17 protein-coding genes and 1 pseudogene are annotated in these 20,993 nt (G+C 74.2%); 12 read left to right on the forward strand and 6 right to left on the reverse strand.

Going from position 1 to position 20,993, the window contains the following annotated elements; all coding sequences use genetic code 11:
• Nucleotides 1-9 precede the first annotated feature (9 nt).
• On the reverse strand, nt 10-1,200 hold the full coding sequence (locus tag U5640_RS05220) for a zinc-dependent alcohol dehydrogenase (RefSeq protein ID WP_340374618.1): 1,191 nt from the start codon (nt 1,198-1,200) through the stop codon (nt 10-12).
• A gap of 169 nt (nt 1,201-1,369) precedes the next feature.
• Between U5640_RS05220 and U5640_RS05225 the strand changes: the two genes are divergently transcribed.
• Nucleotides 1,370-2,389: a DUF3048 domain-containing protein gene (locus tag U5640_RS05225; RefSeq protein ID WP_340374619.1), complete on the forward strand. Its 1,020-nt coding sequence runs from the start codon at nt 1,370-1,372 to the stop codon at nt 2,387-2,389.
• 48 nt (nt 2,390-2,437) lie between these two features.
• Here the strand turns inward: U5640_RS05225 and U5640_RS05230 are convergent, their stop codons facing one another.
• Nucleotides 2,438-2,902 (reverse strand): MarR family transcriptional regulator, encoded by a 465-nt coding sequence (locus U5640_RS05230; RefSeq protein WP_340374620.1) that lies wholly within the window; start codon nt 2,900-2,902, stop codon nt 2,438-2,440.
• A gap of 253 nt (nt 2,903-3,155) precedes the next feature.
• On the opposite strand from U5640_RS05230, the pseudogene U5640_RS05235 reads away from it, so the two are divergent.
• The 6 genes and pseudogenes from U5640_RS05235 to pcaD all read left to right on the forward strand — a co-directional run.
• Nucleotides 3,156-3,356 (forward strand): annotated as a pseudogene (locus U5640_RS05235) (succinyl-CoA--3-ketoacid-CoA transferase); the annotation flags it as partial.
• A 2-nt stretch (nt 3,357-3,358) separates the two neighbouring features.
• On the forward strand, nt 3,359-3,616 hold the full coding sequence (locus U5640_RS05240; protein WP_340385694.1) for a hypothetical protein: 258 nt from the start codon (nt 3,359-3,361) through the stop codon (nt 3,614-3,616).
• Nucleotides 3,617-3,632: 16 nt separating this feature from the next.
• Nucleotides 3,633-4,406 carry a protocatechuate 3,4-dioxygenase subunit beta gene (pcaH, locus tag U5640_RS05245; protein ID WP_340384946.1) on the forward strand — a complete coding sequence of 258 codons (774 nt, stop codon included), beginning with the start codon at nt 3,633-3,635 and terminating at the stop codon, nt 4,404-4,406.
• Nucleotides 4,407-4,412: 6 nt separating this feature from the next.
• The gene (gene pcaG, locus U5640_RS05250) at nt 4,413-5,018 is read left to right on the forward strand and encodes a protocatechuate 3,4-dioxygenase subunit alpha (RefSeq protein ID WP_340374621.1); all 606 of its coding nucleotides are present in this window, start codon (nt 4,413-4,415) and stop codon (nt 5,016-5,018) included.
• A complete protein-coding gene (gene pcaB / locus U5640_RS05255; protein WP_340374622.1) occupies nt 5,015-6,343 on the forward strand; it encodes a 3-carboxy-cis,cis-muconate cycloisomerase in 1,329 nt (442 codons plus the stop codon). Before pcaG ends, pcaB begins: the two co-directional genes overlap by 4 nt.
• Nucleotides 6,340-7,455 carry a 3-oxoadipate enol-lactonase gene (pcaD, locus tag U5640_RS05260; protein ID WP_340374623.1) on the forward strand — a complete coding sequence of 372 codons (1,116 nt, stop codon included), beginning with the start codon at nt 6,340-6,342 and terminating at the stop codon, nt 7,453-7,455. The genes pcaB and pcaD overlap by 4 nt, the downstream gene beginning before the upstream one ends.
• Nucleotides 7,456-7,755: 300 nt before the next feature.
• On the opposite strand, the gene U5640_RS05265 is transcribed toward pcaD, so the two are convergent.
• Nucleotides 7,756-10,431: an AAA family ATPase gene (locus U5640_RS05265; protein WP_340374624.1), complete on the reverse strand. Its 2,676-nt coding sequence runs from the start codon at nt 10,429-10,431 to the stop codon at nt 7,756-7,758.
• 288 nt (nt 10,432-10,719) lie between these two features.
• Here U5640_RS05265 and U5640_RS05270 point away from each other — a divergent pair, with 288 nt between their 5' ends.
• The gene (locus tag U5640_RS05270) at nt 10,720-11,706 is read left to right on the forward strand and encodes a DUF2510 domain-containing protein (RefSeq protein WP_340374625.1); all 987 of its coding nucleotides are present in this window, start codon (nt 10,720-10,722) and stop codon (nt 11,704-11,706) included.
• Between the two features lie 114 nt (nt 11,707-11,820).
• Here U5640_RS05270 and U5640_RS05275 read toward each other — a convergent pair whose 3' ends face one another.
• Nucleotides 11,821-12,474 carry a TetR/AcrR family transcriptional regulator C-terminal ligand-binding domain-containing protein gene (locus U5640_RS05275; protein ID WP_340374626.1) on the reverse strand — a complete coding sequence of 218 codons (654 nt, stop codon included), beginning with the start codon at nt 12,472-12,474 and terminating at the stop codon, nt 11,821-11,823.
• Between the two features lie 168 nt (nt 12,475-12,642).
• Here U5640_RS05275 and U5640_RS05280 point away from each other — a divergent pair, with 168 nt between their 5' ends.
• Both U5640_RS05280 and U5640_RS05285 read left to right on the forward strand, forming a co-directional pair.
• Nucleotides 12,643-13,446 carry a phosphatase PAP2 family protein gene (locus U5640_RS05280; protein ID WP_340374627.1) on the forward strand — a complete coding sequence of 268 codons (804 nt, stop codon included), beginning with the start codon at nt 12,643-12,645 and terminating at the stop codon, nt 13,444-13,446.
• Nucleotides 13,443-14,390 (forward strand): hypothetical protein, encoded by a 948-nt coding sequence (locus U5640_RS05285; RefSeq protein WP_340374628.1) that lies wholly within the window; start codon nt 13,443-13,445, stop codon nt 14,388-14,390. The genes U5640_RS05280 and U5640_RS05285 overlap by 4 nt, the downstream gene beginning before the upstream one ends.
• A 7-nt stretch (nt 14,391-14,397) precedes the next feature.
• On the opposite strand, the gene U5640_RS05290 is transcribed toward U5640_RS05285, so the two are convergent.
• Nucleotides 14,398-15,219 carry a phospholipid scramblase-related protein gene (locus U5640_RS05290; RefSeq protein WP_340374629.1) on the reverse strand — a complete coding sequence of 274 codons (822 nt, stop codon included), beginning with the start codon at nt 15,217-15,219 and terminating at the stop codon, nt 14,398-14,400.
• 63 nt (nt 15,220-15,282) lie between these two features.
• Nucleotides 15,283-17,328, reverse strand: a complete 2,046-nt coding sequence (locus U5640_RS05295) for a phospholipase C, phosphocholine-specific (protein ID WP_340374630.1) — start codon at nt 17,326-17,328, stop codon at nt 15,283-15,285.
• Between the two features lie 686 nt (nt 17,329-18,014).
• Between U5640_RS05295 and pelF the strand changes: the two genes are divergently transcribed.
• Nucleotides 18,015-19,523, forward strand: coding sequence for a GT4 family glycosyltransferase PelF (gene pelF, locus U5640_RS05300; protein WP_340374631.1), 1,509 nt, complete (start codon nt 18,015-18,017; stop codon nt 19,521-19,523).
• The gene (locus U5640_RS05305) at nt 19,520-20,956 is read left to right on the forward strand and encodes a hypothetical protein (RefSeq protein ID WP_340374632.1); all 1,437 of its coding nucleotides are present in this window, start codon (nt 19,520-19,522) and stop codon (nt 20,954-20,956) included. Before pelF ends, U5640_RS05305 begins: the two co-directional genes overlap by 4 nt.
• Nucleotides 20,957-20,993: the final 37 nt, after the last annotated feature.

Consider the following 20,993-nt stretch of genomic DNA (forward strand, 5'->3'; position numbering starts at 1 on the left):
CACGCCGACTCACGGCGTCATGAGGATCTTCACCGCGCCGTCCTGCTTGCGCTGGAACATCTCGTACGCGTGCGGCGCCTCGGCCAGCGGCAGCCGGTGGGTGGCGAAGTCGTCGACGCCGAGCGGGTCCTCGTCGGTGAGGTACGGCAGGATGTCGTCGGCCCAGCGGCGCACATTGGCCTGGCCCATGCGGATCTGGACCTGCTTGTCGAACAGGGTGAGCAGCGGCAGCGGGTCGGCCGTGCCGCCGTAGATACCGGTCAGGGAGAGGGTGCCGCCGCGCCGCACCAGCTCGATGGCGGTGCGCAGGGCGGCGAGCCGGTCCACGCTGAAGCGTTCCGCCAGGGGACCGCCGAGCGCGCGCGGCAGCACCGCGGCGGCGTTCTGGACCAGCCGGGCGGCCGCGCTGCCGTGCGCCTCGGTGCCGACGGCGTCGATCACGGCGTCGGGGCCGCGCCCGTCGGTCTCGTCGCGCAGGGCGGTGACCAGTTCCTTCTCGCTGTCGAAGGCGCGCAGGTCGTACGTCTCGACGCCGCGCGCCCGCGCCCGGCGCAGCCGCTCGCCGACCAGGTCGACGCCGAACACCCGCCCGGCGCCGCGCAGCCGGGCGATCCGGCAGGCCATGTCGCCGATGGGGCCGAGGCCGAGCACCGCGACACTGCCGCCGGGCGGGACGTCGGCGTAGGCGACGGCCTGCCAGGCGGTGGGCAGGACGTCGGAGAGGTACACGAACCGGTCGTCGGGCGGGCCCTCGGGGACCTTGATCGGGCCGAACTGGGCCTGCGGGACGCGCAGATACCCGGCCTGGGCGCCGGGCACCGCGCCGTACAGCCGGGTGTAGCCGAACAGGGCGGCGCCCATGCCCTCGGCGCTGACCTGGGTGGTCTCGCACTGCGTGGGCAGGGAGTTGAGGCACATCCAGCAGGTGCCGCAGGCGATCTGGAACGGCACCACGACCCGGTCGCCGGCCTTCAGATCGGGCACCGCGGCGCCGACCTCCTCGACGATGCCGATCGGCTCGTGGCCGAGGATGTCGCCGGGGGTCATGAACGGGGTGAGCACCTCGTACAGGTGCAGGTCGGAGCCGCACAGCCCCGTGGACGTGATGCGGACGACGGCGTCCGTGGGTTCCTGGATCTGCGGGTCGGGCACGGTCTCCACCCGGACGTCCCGCTTGCCCTGCCAGGTCACTGCCTTCATGGTGCCGCGCTCCCTCCGCCGGTCCGGCCCGTCCCGGCGGGCCCGGGGCATCCGGTTCCCGGCTGGGCCCCGGGTACCCGGACCGCGGGCCCCGTCACACCGGACCCGTCCACGCGCAGGCGCGACCGGTCGGACGAGCGCACAATCGAGGGACGGAGACGGGGTGGCGATGGTGGGTGAGCGACGCGGGAGACGCTCCAGGGCGGCGGTCCGGGCGACACCGGCCGGGGTCCTGCTCGCCGCCGCCCTCGCCGCCTCCCTGTCCCTCACCGCGGGCTGTACGACGTCCCGCTCGCCCGCGCCAGACGACGGGCGCAGCACGTCGGGGCGGCCGGAGGACACCGGTCCGCCCGCCACGTCCCTCGGCCCGGTGCTCGCCGTGAAGATCGACAACGCGGACGCGGCCCGCCCGCAGACCGGGGTGGACGCCGCGGACGTCGTCTACGTCGAGCAGGTCGAGGGCGGGCTGAGCCGGCTGATGGCGGTGTACGCGAGCAGGCTCCCGCAGGCGGTGGGGCCGGTGCGCAGCGCCCGCGAGTCGGATCTGGAGCTGCTGGGCCAGTTCCGGCGGCCGCTGCTGGCGTTCTCCGGTGCGCAGCACAAGCTGCTGCCGCTGATCGACCGGGCGCCCCTGGACGCCGTGACCCCGGGCGACGCGTCGAGCGCATACTTCCGCGGCCCGGACCGGGCCGCCCCGCACAATCTCTACCTGCGCCCGGACCGGCTGCTGTCCTCGGCGCCGGGCGCGGCCGCGCTGACCACCGGTTTCCGTTACGGCCCCGCGCCCTCCGGCGGCCGGACGCAGGCCGCGCGGACCGTGCGCTATCCGGCGGCCCGCTTCACCTTCACCTGGTCGGCGGACCGGGCCCGCTGGCTGGTCTCCATGGACGGCACGCCGACGGTGACGGCCGACGGGCAGCGGGTGGCCCCGGCCACGGTGGTGGTGCAGTACGTGCGGACGCGCGCCTCGGCGTTCCACGACTTCCTCGGCAACAACACGCCGTACACCGAGACGGTGGGCTCGGGGACGGCGGAGGTGCTGCGCGACGGACGGGCCTACGACGTGCGCTGGAAGCGGCCGACGGCGCGGGACGGCACCGACTTCACCACCGCCGACGGCAATCCGGTCGACTTCGCGGAGGGGCAGGTGTGGGTGGTCTTCGCGAAGGCTCCGCCGGACACCCCCTAGACGGGTCGGACACCCCCCGGATACGGGGGGGAGACGGGGCCTGGGCGGTCAGCCGTGCGGCACGAGCCGTTCCGGGGGGTTGCGCAGGCCTTCCGCCGCGTCCGAGACCCTGCGGATCAGATCGAGGAACTGCTCCTGCTCCGCGGCGGAGAGCGGGGCGAGGAAGACCTGGTTCATCCGGGCCGTGCGGACGCTCAGCCTGCGGTGGGTGCGCAGGCCGTCGTCCGTGAGGCGCAGCAGGGAGCGGCGGCCGTCCCGGGGATCGCGGACCTTGTCGAGCAGCCCGCGGCGGCCGAGCCTGCTGATGACCTCGGCGATGGTCGACCGGTCGAGACCGACGCGCTCCCCCACGGTGCGCTGGTCCAGTCCCGGCTCGGCGACGAGCGCGTTGAGGACGGCGAACTGCGGGGAGGTGATCTCCTCGGAGACCATCGTGTTCCACAGCAGGTAGTGCGCCTGCTGCAGCCGCCGGGCGAGGTGCCCGGGGTGGGTGGTGAGGTCCAGCGCGGCCATGTGCACTCCCCGTCCGAATCAGTCCGTGCACTGAACAATACGCGCCCGCCTGCCCGCCTGCGCAAGCGGCCCGACGTCTTCCCAGCTCTTGACGCTCTTCAGGCACCAGTGGCAGCGTGGGCCACCTCGCTGGAATACTCAGTGCGCTGATTAATTCGCAGAGATGGAGCTCCACGGATGGACAAGGTGGTCGCCACGGCCCGGGAGGCGGTGGCCGATATGCCGGACGGCGCGTCGCCGGCGGACCCGCGCCGCCGAGGACGGCTCGCCGCAGATCCTCGACGCATGCGCCCTGCCGTTCACCGGCAGGCGGTGCGTGAACCGGGTCGTCACCGACCTCGGGGTGATCGACGTGACCCCGGACGGGCTCCGGCTGACCGAGGTCGCGCCCGGGGTCGGTGTCGAGGAGGTCGTCGCCCGGACCGGCGCCGAGCCGACCGTCCCGGAGGACCTGCGGTGCACCAGGTCCACGTCGTCGACGCCCTCCGTGAGCCGCTCCCCCGGACGGCCGCACTCCTCGCCGGTCTGCGCACCTCGTGGCCGGGCGTCACGATCAACCGGCTGTGCGCCTCCGGCGCCCGGCCCGCCGGCACCGTCGCCCACCGGCTCGCCCGCCGGGGCGGCGGGACCGGTGTCACCGCCCTCCGCAACGGCGTGGGCCAAGGCCTCGCCCTCGCCCTCGTCCTCGTCCTCGTCCTCGTCCTCGAACGTTAGGCCTCCAGGAAACGTCATGACACTCACTCAGCACGACATCGACCAGGAGATCGCGGCCGAGCGCGCCGCGTACGACAAGCGCCTCGCCGACGGCGCGCCCGTCGAGCACCAGCCGCGCCGCGACTACGCGCCGTACCGCTCCTCGGTCCTGCGCCACCCGAAGCAGCCGCCCGTCACGATCGACGTCTCGAAGGACCCGGAGCTGGTGGAGCTGCACTCCCCCGCCTTCGGCGAGCGCGACATCACCGAGATCGACAACGATCTGACGCGGCAGCACGCCGGCGAGCCGATCGGCGAGCGCATCACCGTCTCCGGACGGCTGCTGGACCGCGACGGGCGCCCGATCCGCGGCCAGCTGGTCGAGATCTGGCAGGCCAACTCGGCGGGCCGGTACGCCCACCAGCGCGAGCAGCACGACGCCCCGCTGGACCCGAACTTCACCGGCGTCGGCCGCACCCTGACCGACGCCGACGGCCGGTACCACTTCACGACCGTCCAGCCGGGCCCCTACCCGTGGCGCCAGCACCTCAACGCCTGGCGGCCCGCCCACATCCACTTCTCGCTCTTCGGCACGGCGTTCACCCAGCGGCTCGTGACCCAGATGTACTTCCCGAGCGACCCGCTGTTCCCCTACGACCCGATCATCCAGTCGGTGACGGACGACGCGGCCCGCCAGCGGCTGGTCGCGACCTACGACCACAACCTGTCCGTGCCGGAGTTCTCGATGGGCTACCACTGGGACATCGTGCTGGACGGCCCGCACGCCACCTGGATCGAAGAAGGACGCTGACCTGCCATGACGAAGATCGACACAAGCCGTCCGGAGACCGTGCTCCCCACCCCGTCGCACACGGTCGGCCCCTTCTACGGCCATGCCCTGCCGTTCCCCGGCGGCGGCGACATCGCCCCGCTCGGCCACCCGGACACCGTCGCCCTCCAGGGGTACGTGTACGACGGCGCGGGCGACCCGCTGCCGGACGCGTTCGTGGAACTGTGGGGCGCCGACCCCGACGGCCGGGTGCCGCGGGTCGACGGCTCGATGCGGCGCGACCCGGCCACGGGCGGCTTCCTCGGCCGCAACGGCGTGGAGTTCACCGGCTGGGGCCGCGTCCAGACCGACACCGACGGCCACTGGTCGGCCCGCACCCTGCGGCCCGGGGCGCGCGGGAACAGCGCCCCCTATCTCAGCGTGTGCGTGTTCGCCCGCGGTCTGCTGGTGCACCTGTACACCCGGATCTACCTGCCGGGCGACGAGGCCGCGCTCGCCGCCGACCCGCTGCTGGCACGGCTCGACCCGGCGCGCCGGGCCACGCTGATCGCCACGGACGGCCCGCTGGGCACCTACCGTTTCGACATCCGCCTTCAGGGCGAAGGCGAGACGGTGTTCCTGGAGTTCCAGTGACGGACGCCCGACCCGAGTCCGGTCTGCTCTCCCCGGGGTGGACCGGCTCCCCCGCCGCCCTCACGACGAGCGACGCCGCCTATCTGCGGGCGCTGCTGGACGCGGAGGCCGCGCTGACCCGTGCCCAGGAGGGACTGGGCCTGGCCCCCGAGGGCGCCGGCGCCGCGGTCACCACGGCCGCGGCCGGCGCGTTCGACGCGCACTCCCTCGCCGTACGGGCCCGCGACGGCGGCAACCCGGTGATCCCGCTGGTCGCGGACCTCACCCGGGCCGTCGGCGGCACCTTCGGCCCGTACGTCCACCGGGGCGCGACCAGCCAGGACATCATGGACACGGCGACGATGCTGGTCGCCGTGCGCGCCCTCGGGGCGATCCTGGCCGACCTCGGCCGTACGCAGGAGGCGCTCGCCCGGCTCGCCGCCGCGCACCGGGACACGGTGATGCCCGGCCGGACCCTCACCCAGCACGCCGTACCGACGACGTTCGGGCTGAAGGCCGCCGGCTGGCGTTCCCTCGTCCTGGACGCGCGCGACCGGATCACCGCCGTACGGGGCTCCCTGCCCGCCCAACTCGGCGGCGCCGCCGGGACCCTGGCGGCCTTCACGGCGTACGGCGCCCCGGACGCGACGGCACTGGTGGGCGCGTACGCGCGGGAACTCGCGCTCGCCGAACCGGTGTTGCCGTGGCACACGCTGCGCACCCCCGTCGCCGACCTGGCCGGCTGTCTCGCCTTCGCCGCGGGCGCGCTGGGCAAGGTCGCGGCGGACGTCCTCACCCTCGCCCGCACCGAGATCGCCGAACTGGCCGAGGGCAGCGGGGGCGGCTCCTCCGCCATGCCGCACAAGGCGAACCCGGTGCGCTCGACGCTGATCGCGGCCGCCGCCCTGCGCGCACCGCAGCTCGCGGCCGTGCTGTTCGGGGCGCTGACCGCCCCGGACGAGCGGCCGGCCGGGCCCTGGCACGCCGAGTGGGAGCCGTTGCGGGACCTGCTGCGGCTGGTCGGCGGCGCCGCCCGGGACGCGGCCGAACTGACCGAGGGCCTGCGGGTGCGCCCCGAGGCGATGCGCGCCGGCCTGGACCTCACCCACGGACTGATCGTCTCCGAACGGCTGTCCGCCGAGCTGTCCGCGGTGCTGGGCCGGGCCCGGGCCAAGGAGCTGCTCACCTCGCTCGCCCCGCGCACCTACGCCGAGGGCCGCCCGCTCGCCGAACTCCTCGCCGAGGAACCCGACGTGCAGGACGTCGGCCTCGGCGACCTCACCGACCCCGCCCGCTACACCGGCTCCGCCGGTGTCCTCACCGACCGTGCGCTGGAGCGACGTTGACCGAGGAACTGCTCAACCACCGTGCCGAGGGCCCCGCTTCCGCGCCCGCGCTGCTGCTCGGCCCCTCCCTGGGCACCTCGTACGCCCTGTGGGACAAGGTCGCGCCCGAGCTGTCCGTCACCCACCGGGTGATCCGCTACGACCTGCCCGGGCACGGCGGTTCCCCCGCCTCCCTGATCGGCCCGGGAGCCACCGTCGGCGACCTCGCCGCGCTGGTGCTCGCGCTCGCCGACGCGCTCGGCCTGGAGCGGTTCGCCTACGCGGGCGTGTCCCTGGGCGGTGCGGTGGGTCTGCATCTCGCGCTGCACCACCCCGAGCGGGTGTCGAAGCTCGCGGTGATCTGCTCCTCGGCCCACTTCAACGGCAGCAGGCCGTGGCAGGAGCGGGCCGCGCAGGTGCGCGCCGAGGGGCTGGAGAAGCTCGCCGCGAGCGCCGACGCCCGCTGGTTCACTCCCGGGTTCACCGTGCCGGAGCTGGTCGCCGACCATCGCGCGGCCGACCCCGGGGGCTATGCCGCCTGCTGTGACGCGCTGGCCGCGTTCGACCTGCGGGAGCGGCTGGCGGAGATCGACGTGCCGACCCTGGCGATCGCGGGGCGCCGGGATCCGGCGACCCCGCCCGCGCATCTGCGGGAGATCGCGGACGCGGTGCCGGACGCGGCGCTCGTGGAGATCCCGGGCGCCTCGCACCTGGCGCCCGCCGAGCGGCCCGAGGCGGTGCTGACCGCGCTGCGGAGCCACTTCGACGGCGGGGCCAAGCGGGGCATGGAGGTACGGCGCCAGGTGCTGGGCGACGCCCATGTGGACCGGGCGCAGGCCCGGCAGTCCCCGTTCACCGCCCGCTACCAGGACTTCATCTCGCGCTACGCGTGGGGCGAGATCTGGACCGACCCCACGCTCAGCCGCCGGGAACGCAGCATGATCACGCTGACCGCACTGGTCGCGCACGGCCACTACGACGAGCTGGCCATGCATGTGCGGGCCGCGCGGCGCAACGGGCTGACGCCGGACGAGATCGGGGCCGTGCTGCTCCAGACGGCCGTGTACTGCGGGGTCCCGGCGGCGAACTCGGCGTTCGCGACGGCACAGCGGGTGCTGGAGGAGGAGGACTGACCCCGACGGCGGCGCGGCCGGCCACCACGCACGGGCGCCGGCACGCCCCCTCCCCCGGCCGGCACCCTCACCCGGCCCCGGACCAGCACCCCCACCCGGCTTGCACCGGCACCCCTGCCCGGGCCCCTCACCGGCACCCGGCCCACACCCAGACCGGCACCCGCACCCGGCGCCGCGCCCACACCCCTCACACCGCTCCGCACCCACCCGGGCACCCTCGCCCGGCCCCACACCCACATCCTCACCCAACCTGCACCCACACCCGGCCCCGCACCGGCACCCGCACCGCGCCGAAAGGACTCAGCCCGTCCCCAACGCCCTCTCCGCCTGCTCCACCAGTCCGTCCGCCCCGCAGGTCCGCGCCAGGGACAGCCCCCGGTTCAGTTCGGACACCGACCGCGACAGAATGCCGTACTCGATCCGCGCGGCCGCATGCTCGTACTGGCTCGGCGAGGACTCCAGCAGCGTGACGGCCTGGTGGGCGAGCCGGACCGCCCGCTGACCGGTCTCCAGCGCGGCGGCGCACCGCAGCGCCTCCCCGATCGCGGTGTCGGTGCCGAACCGCTCCGCCCGGCGGCGGACGTCCGCGGCGAGCAGCGCCGCACGGGCCGGGTCGACGGTGGCGAGGGCCCGGGCGAGGTCGGCCGCCCAGGGGACCATCACCGGGTTGAGGTGGCCGCGGACGGCCGCCGCCTTCTCGGCCTCCTCCAGTTCGTTGATCCCCTCGGCGGTGCGGCCCACGGCGAGCAGCAGCCGGCCGCGCACCGAGCGGGGGTCGGGCAGCACGATCGTGGACGGGTAGGGCGGGGCGAAGCCGCACTCCTCCGCGACCTCCCACGCCTCCTCGACATGGCCGCGGCAGAGCAGCACGTCGACCAGGTTGCAGGTGGCCGACCAGTACAGCGGCAGTCCGCGGCCGACGCGCTCGGCGAGCCGGAGGGACTTCCGCAGGGACTCCTCGGCCTCCTTCAGCCTGCCGCGGCGGCGCAGACCGAGTCCTAGGTAGGCGTGCGCGAGGGCGAGATGGCCGCCGCTCCAGCCGGCCGACTCGTAGGTGCGCAGGGCCTCGTTGAAGAAGGTGTCGGCCCGGTCGAGCCGGTCGGTGTAGGCGTAGGAGCTGGAGAGCATCATCAGCAGTTCGATGCCCCAGACCTGGTCGGTCCAGCCGAGGCCCGGGGCGAGACCGCCGTTGACCAGGGCGCGGTCGCAGTACTCGACGACCTCCTCCGCGTTCTCCCCGCGGGTCACCGCGTCGAAGCCGCGCAGGATGAGCAGGGCCCGCTCGGCGTTGTCACGGCCGGTGCAGGTGGCGGCGAGGGCGGTGAGCTGCTCCGAGCGGTTCGGGGAGATCGCCTCGCCCGCGTGCACGCACTCCCACATGAACTGCACCGCCTGCAGCCGCATCTTCGCCGGGCCCGGGTCGAGCCGGTTCGCCTCCGCCTCGACCGTGCGGACGGCCTCCTCCATCTGGTCGTTGTGCAGCAGGGCCTGGGAGAGGCGGTAGACGGCGTCGATCCGCAGGTCGCCCTCCAGACCGGGCAGGGCGAGCGCGGTGCGCAGGTGCTCGACGGTGCGGGCGGGCGCGGTGAGGAGGGTGGCACAGCCGAGGTCGTACAGCACGTGCGCGTGGACGTCCGGGTCCGGCGGTTCGGCGAGGGCGCGCTCCAGACAGCGGCGGGCCGCGTCCGGGGCGCCGACCGCGAGGTGTTCGCCGGCCGCTCCGCGGAGCTGCTCGACGAGTTCCTGGTCGCCCTCGGGGTGGACCTGGATGAGGTGCCGGGACGCGGCCGCGAGTCCCTTGCCGGCCTCGGTGACGATCTTGGCGGCGATGCCGTGCATCGCGGTGCGCAGGCTGGCGGGGATGCTGTCGTAGACGGCCGTGGCGATGAGCGGATGGACGAACTCCAGGTCGCCCTCGGCGGCGGGCAGGGCGGCCGGGTCGGGTTCGGTGAGGATACGGGCGGTGCGCAGCAGTTCGGCGCAGCGCACCGCGGTGTCGCGGCCCATGACGGCGAGCCGGGACGCCTCGTCGATGGAGATGCCGACGCCGCCGAGGATGGCGGCCGCCATGGCGAACCGGGTGGCCTCGACGCCCAGTTCCTCCAGGCGGTCGACGAGTCCGCCGCCGCGGGCCGCCCGGTTCAGGGGCCGCAGTTCCGCGGCCGAGGCCTCGGTCGGTTCCAGGCCCTTGTCCTTGACCTTGGCGAGGAGTTCGACGGTGTCGTAGGGGTTGCCGTCGGTGACGGCCCACACCTCGCGGCAGAACGCGGCGTCCGCGTGCTCGCCGAGGGTGGCGCGGGTCAGTCCGGCGACGGAGGCCGGGGTGAGGGTGGTGATGCTGGTGACGCGGGGGCCGGCGGCCTCGCCGATCGTGTCGAGGTAGCGGCCCCGGTCGCCGCCCACCTCCTCGGGCCTGCGGGCGACGACGACCAGGACGGAGAGGCGGTCGAGGCGTTCGGTGAAGGCCGCGAGCCAGCGCAGGGTCTCCTGGTCGGCCCAGTGCGCGTCGTCGATCAGCAGGACGAGGGGGTAGCAGCGGGTGGCGAGCCGGCTGACGGCGGCCACGAGTCCGTCGCACACGTGCTGCGGGTCGGCGGGGGTGTCGCCGGGTTCCGCCACGCCGAGCGCGGGGCCCGCGATGTCGTACCAGTCGCCGAGGTACTCGCGGGCCTCCTCGGGCAGCAGGGACAGCAGCGCGGGCTGGAGCAGCTGCCGTACGACGTTGAAGGGGACGGACCTGAGCGTCTCGCCGCCGCGGGCCGACCAGATCGCGCAGCCGCGGTCCTCGGCGATACGGCGGGTCTCGGCCAGCAACGCGGTCTTCCCGACCCCGGCCTCGCCCCGGAGCACCAGCAGGTGGCCCGAGGAGGACCGGTCGGCGCAGAGCGCGTCCACCGCCCGCGTGATGGCGGCGATCTCCTCGTCGCGCTCCCACAGGGAAGCCGAGGCGGCCCCCGCCGGCCGTGCCTCCGTCATCCCGCTACCTCCCCGAGTATCGCCCGGACGACGTACAGAACTCGAGCGTAGCCGTCCGGAGGGCGCCGTGTAGGCAGTCCGCGCAGGTCTTGCCTCCACGAGTGACACGACGGACCCCGGCCCGGCCGGACGGGCCTGCGGCGCGGGCCCCGAAACGTCAACGACCGTCGACGTACCCCGATTTGACGTCGAATTCACGCCAAGCGCGGCGCCGGGCCGGTGCGGGCCCGGGTGACGGATTCCCCTCCCTCTCATCCGCCTTTCACCGATGCCTCATACGGTTAGGGCATGACGCAGGTGACTCCTCCCGGGTGGTACCCCGACCCGGGGCAGACGAATGACGGTCCCGCCACCGAGCGCTGGTGGGACGGCAAGGCGTGGACGGACCAGACCCGCCCCGCGGGCTCGGCCGCCGCATGGGGTCCGCCGGCGCAGGCGCCGACCGACGGCGCGTATGCGGCGTATCCGGCCTATCCGGTGTACCCGGCCCCGCCGGACGGCACCGGCCCGCGGCGCGGGCTGCGCACGGGCATAGCCGTCGCGGTGGCGGTCGCGGTCCTCGCCAGCATCGGGGTGGGCGTGTACGCGCTGTCCAAGGGCGACGGCGGCAGCGGTGGCGGTACGGCGCAGGGGCCGGGGGGCCAGGGCGGACCGGGCGGGGGCGGCGGGTCGGACGGCGGACCCGGCGGCTCGGGCGGCTCCGGCGGGGCCTCGCCGTCGCCGCGGGAGTCGGAGGCGCCGAAGATCAGGAGCGGGTCGGTGACCGACGCGCTCAACGGGATCAGCATCCCGATCCCGAGCGGCTGGTACGGGCAGGAGGGCAGCTCCGGCGCGGCCGTGACGTCCGATTCGTCGTACAAGTGCCCGGGCGACACCTCCAAGTCCTGCACCAAGGGCGGTGTGTACTCCTCGCCCGTGGAGCTGCTGGGCACCAAGGGCGACACCGCCGAGGAGGTCGCCAAGGCGGACATCGCCGAGAACGCGGAGCAGTCCTACGGCGGCGACACCTACGGGGCGATCACCTCGCACCAGGTGCTCGCCTCCAAGGCGGTGACCGTCGCCGGGCAGAAGGGCTATCTGGTGCGCTGGAAGGCGATCACCAGCAAGGGCGCCGACGGGTACGTGGAATCGCTGGCGTTCCCCTCGCCGGCGGACGCCAAGCGGCTGGTGGTGCTGCGGTTCGGCCTGGACGCCGACCAGAGCGTGTCCGTCATCGACACCATCACGAAGGGCATCAAGGTCGCGTCCGGCTCGGGCAGCGGCACCGACGTGTGAGGCCCGGGCGATCGGCCGGGTGGGGCGCCCCTCCGCTCAAGGGGAACCCCACCCGGCCGGTGGGCGCGCGCCGCCCCCGTCCCCACGGTGCGGCGCGAGCAGGTCACCGTCCGGTCATCCCGTGGACGGCGGCCTGGGTCCTGGCGGCGACGGGCTGTCGAGCCCGAGCGCGGGCAGTACGGCGGCCTCCACGAACCGGACCAGGTAGTCCGGGTCGGCGAACTCCCCGTCCACGACGGGCCGGGCGCGGACGACGCCGAACATCTGCGCGGGGATGTACTCCAGGGCGGGGTGGTCGGCCGGGACCTCCCCCCGCTCGACGCCGCGCCGCAGGATCGCGCGCAGCGCGTCGATCTCCGGGTCGATCAGCGCCTCGCGCAGGGCCCGCGCGAGGTCCTCGTCGCCGTGCACCGCGTGGCCGAGGGCCTGGAGCAGCGTGCCGTCGTGCGACGACCAGCGGCCCGTGGCCCGCGCGGCCTCGCACAGGTCGCCGGCGAGGGAACCGGTGTCGATGCCGGCCAGCCGCCCGGTCCTGCGGGACCGCAGCGCGGCCACGACGAACTGGGGCTTGGTCTTCCACTGCCGGTAGAGCGTGGACTTGCTGCACCGGGTGGTGGCGGCGACGCCCTCCATGGTGACCGCTTCGTATCCGCAGGCGCGGATCTGTTCGAGGACGGCGTCGAAGAACTCCTTCTCACGCTCGGGCGTGATCTTGGAGCGGCGCGTTGCGGCGACCGGCTCCGGTCCCTCCGCGGCCTGCGACGTCATCGCCTCTGCCTCGCTTTCTCTCGCTGTCCTTCTCGCTGTGCTTCCAGTGTGTCGTATCTCAATCGATACGCAAGTGTACCGGTACTCGCTCGTATCGGTACAGTACCGTATCGGTACGATGCCGTATCGATCGATCAAACGCACCACCGTCCAGTGAAGGGGCCGGGGATGAATGCCCGCACCGAGCCTGAAACAGCGGAGCCGGTCCAGCCGGCCCGGCCGCCGATAGTCAGGGAGCTCCTGCTCGTCGCAGGGCTCTTCCTCGTCTACAAAGTGGGGCGGCAGCTGGCCACGGGCCACACCGCCGAGGCCTTCCGCAACGCCGCTGACGTGTGGCACGCCGAACGCCGGCTGCACCTGCCGGGCGAGGGCGCGGTGCAGTCCCTGCTGCTGCACGGGGACGTCCTGGTTCGGGTCGCGAACACCTACTACGCGACCGTGCACTTCCCGGCCACGCTGGCCTTCCTGGTCTGGCTCTACCTGCGGCGCCCGGCGCACTACGTGTGGGCCCGGCGGGTGCTGGCCGCCGTCACCGCGGCCGCCCTGGTGCTGCATCTGACGTTCCCCCTCGCCCCGCCCCGGATGCTCACGGCGGCGGGCCTGACCGACACCGCGCGCGTCTACGGCCCCTCGGTGTACGGACCGCCGCAGACGGACCAGTTGTCGAACCAGTTCGCGGCGATGCCCTCACTGCACTTCGGCTGGGCCCTGATGGTCGCGGTCGGGCTGATCGTGGCGACCCGGTCGCGATGGCGCTGGCTGTGGCTGCTGCACCCGCTGGTGACGCTGCTGGTGATCGTGGGGACGGCGAACCACTACTGGCTGGACGCGATCGTGGCGGGCGCCCTGCTCGGCGCGGCGCTCGCGGTGATCCGCGTGCCCGTCCGGACGGCGGCCACGACCGGCCGCGGCGGCCCGCGCCCGGTCCGGGCGAAGGCCGGGGACCACGTCCTGGTGGGGGCGGGCCGATGAACGCCACCCTCGTCGCCGTCGTCCTCTCCCTGTTCTCGGCCGTCGCCTACGCGGCCGCGGCCGTCGCCCAGGAGCGGCTCGCCTCCCGCTCCCCCGGCGCCGGGCTGGTGCGCATGCTGGGCCGGGGCGCCTGGTGGGCGTCGGTGGGCCTGAACGCCGCGGCGGCGCTGCTGCACGTGGTGGCCCTGAAGTACGGTCCGCTGACCGTCGTGCAGCCGCTGGGCGCGCTGACGCTGGTGGCCGCGGTGCCGATGGGGGCCCGGGTCGCCGGACGGCGGGTCACCGCGGCCGAGTGGCGGGGCACCGCCTTCACCCTGGCCGGGCTGGGCGCGATCCTGGTCACGGCCTCGGGCCCGGCCCCGGAACACGCGCTCAGCGGCTCCGAGGCGGTCGCGGTGGCGGGGGCCACGGCGGCACTGATCGGCCTGCTGGCCCGGCCCGGCACCCGGCCGGGACTGCGGCACGCGAGCGCGTCCGGCATCGTCTCCGGGGTGGCCTCGGCACTCACCCAGACGGTGACGGTGGCCGCCACCGACCGCTCCGGCTCGCTGCTGAGCGTCCAGGTGATCGGGGTGGCTCTGCTGGTCGCGGCGTTCGCCACGGCCGGGCTGCTGCTGTCGCAGACCGCCTACCGGGGTGGGCTCGGCGCGCCGCTGGCGATGGTGACGCTGGCCAATCCCGTGGCCGCGGCGGCGATCGGGCTGGTACTGCTCGGCGAACGGCTCCAGGGCGGGCCGGCCGGGGTGCTGCTCGCGCTGGCGGGGGCGGGGCTCGCCGGACGGGGCGTGGTGCTGCTGTCGCGGGCCACGCCGGAGCCGCTGCCGGTCCACGACGAGGAGCACCCGGTGGCCGCCGTGCTCAAGCTGAAGCCGGAGACGGCCTCCGCCGAGCCGGCCCTGCTGCCCCGGCCCCTGACCGGACCGGAGCACCTCACCCCGCTGTGACCGGGCGTCAGCCGAGCCCGCGGGCGTCCTGCTTGAGCGCGGTGTCGACCGTCAGGGCGGTGGCGACGACCAGGCTCAGCAGCGGTTCGGGCAGCTGGTAGTGGATCTGCAGGACGTAGTTGTCGGCGGTGGTGAACATCGTCTTGGCGAGGCCCTCCCAGGTCTTGGTGATCCGGGCGACCTCGCTGCCCGCGTGGTCGACGACGGCGAAGTTCCACGCCCGCCAGTTCTCCGCCTTGATCGCGCCGATCTGCTGACCGCCCGCGTTGATGGCGAAGTTGATCTTCCCGAAGACGTTCTGCTGGACGATCTCGCCGACCTGCTGTCCGTCCGGGCGCGTCACGATCACCCGGGACTTGAATATCTTCGCCGGCCGGGTGAGGAGCAGCACGGGCTGTCCGTGGGCGTCGCGGATCTCCAGCCGGTGGGTGAGGTACTGGTCGATGCTGGCGACGAACCGAATGATCTTGCGCAGGGTGCTCTGGCCGACCTGGACGACCGAGCCGAGCTGGTCGCCCTGCTGGTCCATGACCTTGTACTCGTTGGTCAGTTCGATGAGCTTGGCCTTCTGGTTCACCACCAGGACCGGCTCGCTGAACAGCGTGCCGCCGCCGGGGCCGCTCGGGGCGACCCCGGCCTCCTGCTGCACCTGGCGCTGGACACGCGGGTTGGGCCCGCTCTGCTGGGCCGGGACGGCCGGCGCGGGCTTGCCCTGCTGGTCGGCGTGCGTGTGCTCGGTCCACTGGGTGCCGTCCCAGTAGCGCAGCGTCTGGGCCGCACCGTGCGGATCCGGGTACCAGCCTGCAGGTGTGTTCGAATGCGTGGTCACCGGGGCACATTACCGCGAGCCCACCGACACCCGACCGGACCCGCCCGCTCCCGGACGCTCGCCCTACTCCGTGACGATCGCCGGGTCGCTGACGCCGGGGTGTCCGTTCTCCACATGACCGGCGAACCGCCGTACGAAGTCCGCGTCGCCGTCGGCGGTGACGGTGACGTCGTACCAGCGCCGGCTCCGCGTCAGGTCGACGCGGTGGCGGACCAGGGCGCCGGGGCGCACCCGTACGGAGGCGGGGTGGCCGCCGTAGCCGTCGGTGAGCCTCAGCACGGCCGCGTGGGCGGTCTTGTTGGTGAAGGTGAGCTCGAGGCCGTCGCCGCTGTGCCGGGCGATCGCCTCCAGCCCCGCCTCCTTGCCCCGGAAGGTGCGCAGGAACCCGTTGGGGCCGTGCACGGTGAGGTCGTAGGAGCCGCCGGAGGCGGCCGGGTTCCAGGTGTCGGAGACCGTCCTGCCCGAGCCGGTGGTGTAACTCCAGGGCCCGTCCGCGCGGTTGCCGGAGGTGACGAGGAAGGCGGCCCCGGCCTTGGCGCCGGAGGCGAAGGTGAGCGTGATCTCCCCGGCCGCGCCGTGCGCCGAACCGTCCACGAACGGCGCGTACTTGAGGGGGCGGGTCGGGCGGTGGCCGGGCTCCTGCTTGGGCAGGGCGGGGTGCGCGGGCGGCGTGGGGACGTAGTCCGGGTGGCGGTCGCGGTCCGGCGGCGCGTAGCCGTCGGTGCCGGGCAGCGAGACCGGGCGGGTGTCCTTGCGGCCGAAGTCGAACGCGGAGGTCAGGTCGCCGCAGACGGTGCGCCGCCAGGGGGAGATGTTCGGCTCGTGGACGCCGAAGCGGCGCTCCATGAACCGGATGACCGAGGTGTGGTCGAAGGTCTCGGAGCAGACGTAACCGCCCTTGCTCCAGGGGGAGACGACCAGCATCGGCACCCGCTGGCCGAGGCCGTAGGGGCCGGCGACATGGCCGCTGTCGCCCTTGAACACGTCCGGCCCGGTGTCGACGGTGGACCGGCCCTGGGCGGCGGAGGCGGGCGGGAACGCCGGGACGACGTGGTTGAAGAAGCCGTCGTTCTCGTCGTAGGTGAGGAACAGGGCCGTTTTCGACCACACCTCCGGGTTCGAGGTGAGGGCGTCGAGGACCTGGGAGACGTACCAGGCGCCGTAGTTCGCCGGCCAGTTGGGGTGCTCGGTGAAGGCCTCGGGGGCGACGATCCAGGAGATCTGCGGCAGCTTCCCGGCCTTGACGTCCGCCCGGAGCCGGTCGAAGAAGCCCTCGCCCCTGCGGGCGTCGGTGCCGGTGCGGGCCTTGTCGTAGAGGGCGTCGCCCGGCTGGGCGTCCTGGTACTGGGTGAAGTAGAGCAGTGAGTTGTCGCCGTAGTTGCCGCGGTAGGCGTCCTGGATCCAGCCCCAGCCGCCCGCCCGGTCGAGGCCGTCGCCCACGTCCTGGTAGATCTTCCAGGAGACGCCCGCCTTCTCCAGCCGCTCCGGGTACGTCGTCCAGTGGTAGCCGGCCTCGTCGTTGCCGAGGACCGGACCGCCGCCCTTGCCGTCGTTGCCGGTGTAACCGGTCCACAGGTAGTAGCGGTTGGGGTCGGTGGAGCCGATGAAGGAGCAGTGGTAGGCGTCGCAGACGGTGAAGGCGTCGGCGAGCGCGTAGTGGAACGGGATGTCCTGACGGTTGAGGTACGCCATCGTCGTCGCGGACTTGGCGGCGATCCAGCCGTCGTACTTGCCGCCGTGGAAGGCGGCGTGGCCGTCGTTCCAGCCGTGCGGGAGGTCCTGGAGGAAGGCCATGCCGAGGTCGTCGGCGTCGGGGTGGAAGGGCAGCACGTCCTTGGTCCCGTCGGACTGGTGCCACACCGGGCTGCCGTTCGCGAGGGTCACCGGACGCGGGTCGCCGAAGCCGCGGACGCCTCTCAGCGTGCCGAAGTAGTGGTCGAAGGAGCGGTTCTCCTGCATCAGGACGACGATGTGCTCGACGTCCTCGATCGACCCCGTGCGGTGGTTCGCGGGCAGCGCCGCGGCACGCTCGATGCTGCCGGAGAGCGCGGTGAACGCGCTCGTGGCGCCCGCGAGTTGGAGGAAGCGGCGCCGGTTGACCTCGGACATGGGTGAGGGACCTCTCGTGCGGAAGGTGTGTCTCACGTGACGGGAATCGAGTGTTCCAAGGGCATCGAACGTGAGGGAAGGGTGCGGTGGCGCCCGCGTGAAAGTCGCCGGTACGCGAGATGTGCAGCCCCTCAAGAGCGCGCCAAGCACAAGAGGTCCGGCGCGGCACTACTCCCTTAGGGTGACCTGATTCCGGCCTGATCCGGACCAACCCTCCCGGTATGGACCACCGGTGGTGCGGCCGGGCCCCGCCGGGGACCGGCGGCACGCCCCGCGGGTCCACGACCAGCACATGAAGCGCTTGCGTCCACGGCGCCCCACCCATACCCCGGACGGAAAAACACATGATTCGGTTGTCTTCCGAATCAAGGGATCAAGAGCGCTTTTCCGTCATCTTTCACGGCAAGATCACAAAACCCGCACAGACACCTCACTAAGTTGACGCCGACAGATGCGGAGACGACCGGCCTCGGAGGGGGAGCCGGCGTTCCGCGAGGGGGGTGCGCCGGCTCCGGGGGAGCCGCGCCCGCCCCTGCCCGGGGGAGGGGACTTCACCGCATGCAGCGGACCACACGCACCACCACGCCGACGGCCACGCCACCGGACACCCGGGCCCCGGCCCGCTGAACGGCCCACCCACCGACCGGAACACGAACCACCCCACACCTCGGCCGTGGAGCCCACCCATGCACGTTCCCCACGGCGCGCGCCGCTCCGGCGCGGCGCGCGTCACCCTGCTCACCGAAGGCACCTACCCGCACAGTCACGGCGGCGTCAGCGTCTGGTGCGACCAGCTCGTCCAGGGCATGCCCGACCTCGACTTCGACGTCATCGCCGTCACCGGCACCGGACGCGAGCCGCTCGCCTGGGAGTTGCCCGCCCAGGTCGCGCGGGTGCGGTCCGTGCCCCTGTGGGGCGACCCGCCCGCGGGCCGCCCGCCCCGCGGCCGCGCCCGCAACCGACTGGCCTGCGCCTACGAGGAGTTCCTCGCCGCGCTGCTCGACCCGCGCGCCGAGGGCGGCTTCGGGCCCGCCCTGTACACACTGGCGCGGGCCGCGGCCGACGGCGGGCTCAGCCCCTTCCTGCGCGGCGACCGGGCGGTCGCGGTCCTCACCTCGGTGTGGAACCGGCCGGGCCTAGCCGTGCGCGAGGCGCGCCCGACCCTGCACGACGCGCTCACCGCGACCGCGCTGCTGGAGCACGCCCTGCGCCCGCTCACCGCGCCCGCCCCCGAGAAGGGCGTGGCGCACGCCGTCAGCGGCGGCCTGGCCGTCCTGCCGGGCCTCGCCGCACTGGACCGGCACGGTGTGCCCCTGCTGCTCACCGAGCACGGCGTGTACCTGCGCGAGCGCTACCTCGGCCACCGCACCGCGCCCTACCGCTGGCCGGTGAAGGCGGTCGTCCTCGGCTTCTTCCGGCTGCTGGCGGAGGAGACCTACCGGCGGGCCGCGCTGATCACCCCCGGCAACCGCTACAACCGGCTGTGGGAGGAGGAGGGCGGCGCCGCCCCGGAGTCGATCCGCACCGTCTACAACGGCGTGGACCCGGCCGCGTTCCCGCCCGCCGGACCCGAACCCGAGGACCTCACCCTCAGCTGGGCCGGCCGGGTCGACCCGATCAAGGACCTGGAGACCCTGATCCGGGCCTTCGCCCTGGTCCGCGCCGAACTCCCCGGCTGCCGCCTGCGGTTGTTCGGCGGCACCCCGCGCGGCGGCGAGGCCTACCGGGAGCGGTGCGAGGCGCTCGCCGCCGAGCTGGGGCACGCGGACGCGGTCACCTTCGAGGGCCGGGTCGACGACATCAAGGACGCCTACGCGGCCGGCAACGTCGTGATGCTGTCCAGCATCAGCGAGGGCTTCCCCTTCACCCTGATCGAGGCCATGTCGTGCGGGCGGGCCACCGTCTCCACCGACGTGGGCGGGGTGCGCGAGGCGGTGGGCGACACCGGGCTCGTGGTACCGCCCCGCGACCCCCGGTCGATGGCCTCGGCCGCCCTGCAGCTGCTCGGCGACCCGGTACGCCGCCGCGCGATGGGCGAGGCCGCGCGGCTGCGGGTGATCGAGCAGTTCACCCTGCGCCGGACCATCGACACCTTCCGCTCCATCTACCTCGAACTGGCCGCGCCGGCCCGGGAACCCGCGGCGATACCCGTGCCGCCCCGGCCGCTCGCGCCGGTCGGCACGGTGGCGGGATGAGCGGGCCGATCTCCCTGGAACCCGGCGGCTCCGAACGGGACACCCTGGCCCTGCGCCTCGCCGAGACCCGCCCGCCGCGCCGCCGGCCGCGCCGGCCCTCCGACGAGACCACGCTCACCCTGCGGCTGCCGCGGCGGGGGCCCGACGAGGAGGCGGTGAGCGAACTGGCCGCCGAACTCGCCGACCGCATCGGGCCCGCCGTCCACCCCTACGAGGTGGCCGCGCTGCTGGAGGCGGAGGGCCTGCCGGCCGCCCTGATCAAGGAGCGCTACGGCCACCCGGGGCTGTTCTCCCTGGCCGCCGCGCTCTACGAACGGGTCCCGCGCACCTTCCCCGACCCCTCCCCCGCGGCCGACGTATGGCGCCCGGACACCGTGCGCTGTCTGCTGCGCGGCGTGCTGTTCGCCCTGCCGGGGCTCGCCTTCCTGCTCACCCGTCCGCTGTGGAACGCCGCGGACCACGCCCCCGCGCTGATCGTCGCGGGCCTGCTCTCCTGGGCCTGGGGGCAGGGACTCGGCCACCGCGCCCACCTGAGGATGACGGCCGGCCGGCGCGCGGCGGGCCGTGCGCTGCTCACCGGCGCGCCCGTCGGCGCCGCCCTCGCCACGGCGGCGGCCGTGCCGTTCGCCGGGAGCCTGCCGGTGCTCCTGGCCGCCGCCGCGCAGTCGCTGTACCTGGCGGCGGCGGGCGTCCTGCTGGTGCTGGCGCGGGAACGGCTGCTGCTCGCCGCGCTCTCCCCCCTGGTCGTGGGGGCTCTCGTCCTGCCGTGGGCGGAGCCGGGCGAGGCACTGCGGGCCGGACTGCCGGCGCTGGCCCTGCTGGCCACGCTGACCGCGACCGCCCTGGCGCTGCGCACGGCCCTCGCCGCGACCACAGCGCCCCCCGCGCCCACTTCGCCAGCCGGAAACCGTCCGCGGCTCAGGTGGTCGGTGCCGTACGGTCTGTTCGGACTGGCCGCCGGGGTGCTGGTGCTCCTCGAGGGGCGCGAGGAGCCGTACGCGGTGATCGTGCTGACCGTCAGCATGGGGCCCGCGGAGTGGCTGCTGTACCGCTACCGCGGACTGTCGGTGGCGGCCCTGCGCGCCACCGCGACCCCGGCCGGGTTCCTGCTGCGCTCGGCCGGCGTCCTCGCCCTCTGTCTGCTCGCCTATCTGCTGCCCCTGGTGCCGGCGGCCCTGGCCACCGGGGTGGCGCCGGCCGCGCTGCTGCTCCTGGCGGCCACCCTGTGGACCGCGCTCCTGCTCCAGGCCTTCGGTACCGCCTGGCCGTCCGCCGTCGTCTGTCTCACCGCCGCCGCTGGCGCCGGGGCGGCCGCCCTCCTCGGTCTGCCGCCCGGCCCCGCCGACGCGCTCCGCCTGGCCTGCGCGGGCGCCGCACTCTGTCTGACGGCGTACGCGCTGTGGCAGCTCGGCCGCCCCGCACCGCACGCCTGAGCGCCCCCGCGCACGGGCCGCACGGCTCCCCACCCTT

It is taken from the genome of Streptomyces sp. SS7 (assembly GCF_037993025.1).
Classification (GTDB): domain Bacteria; phylum Actinomycetota; class Actinomycetes; order Streptomycetales; family Streptomycetaceae; genus Streptomyces.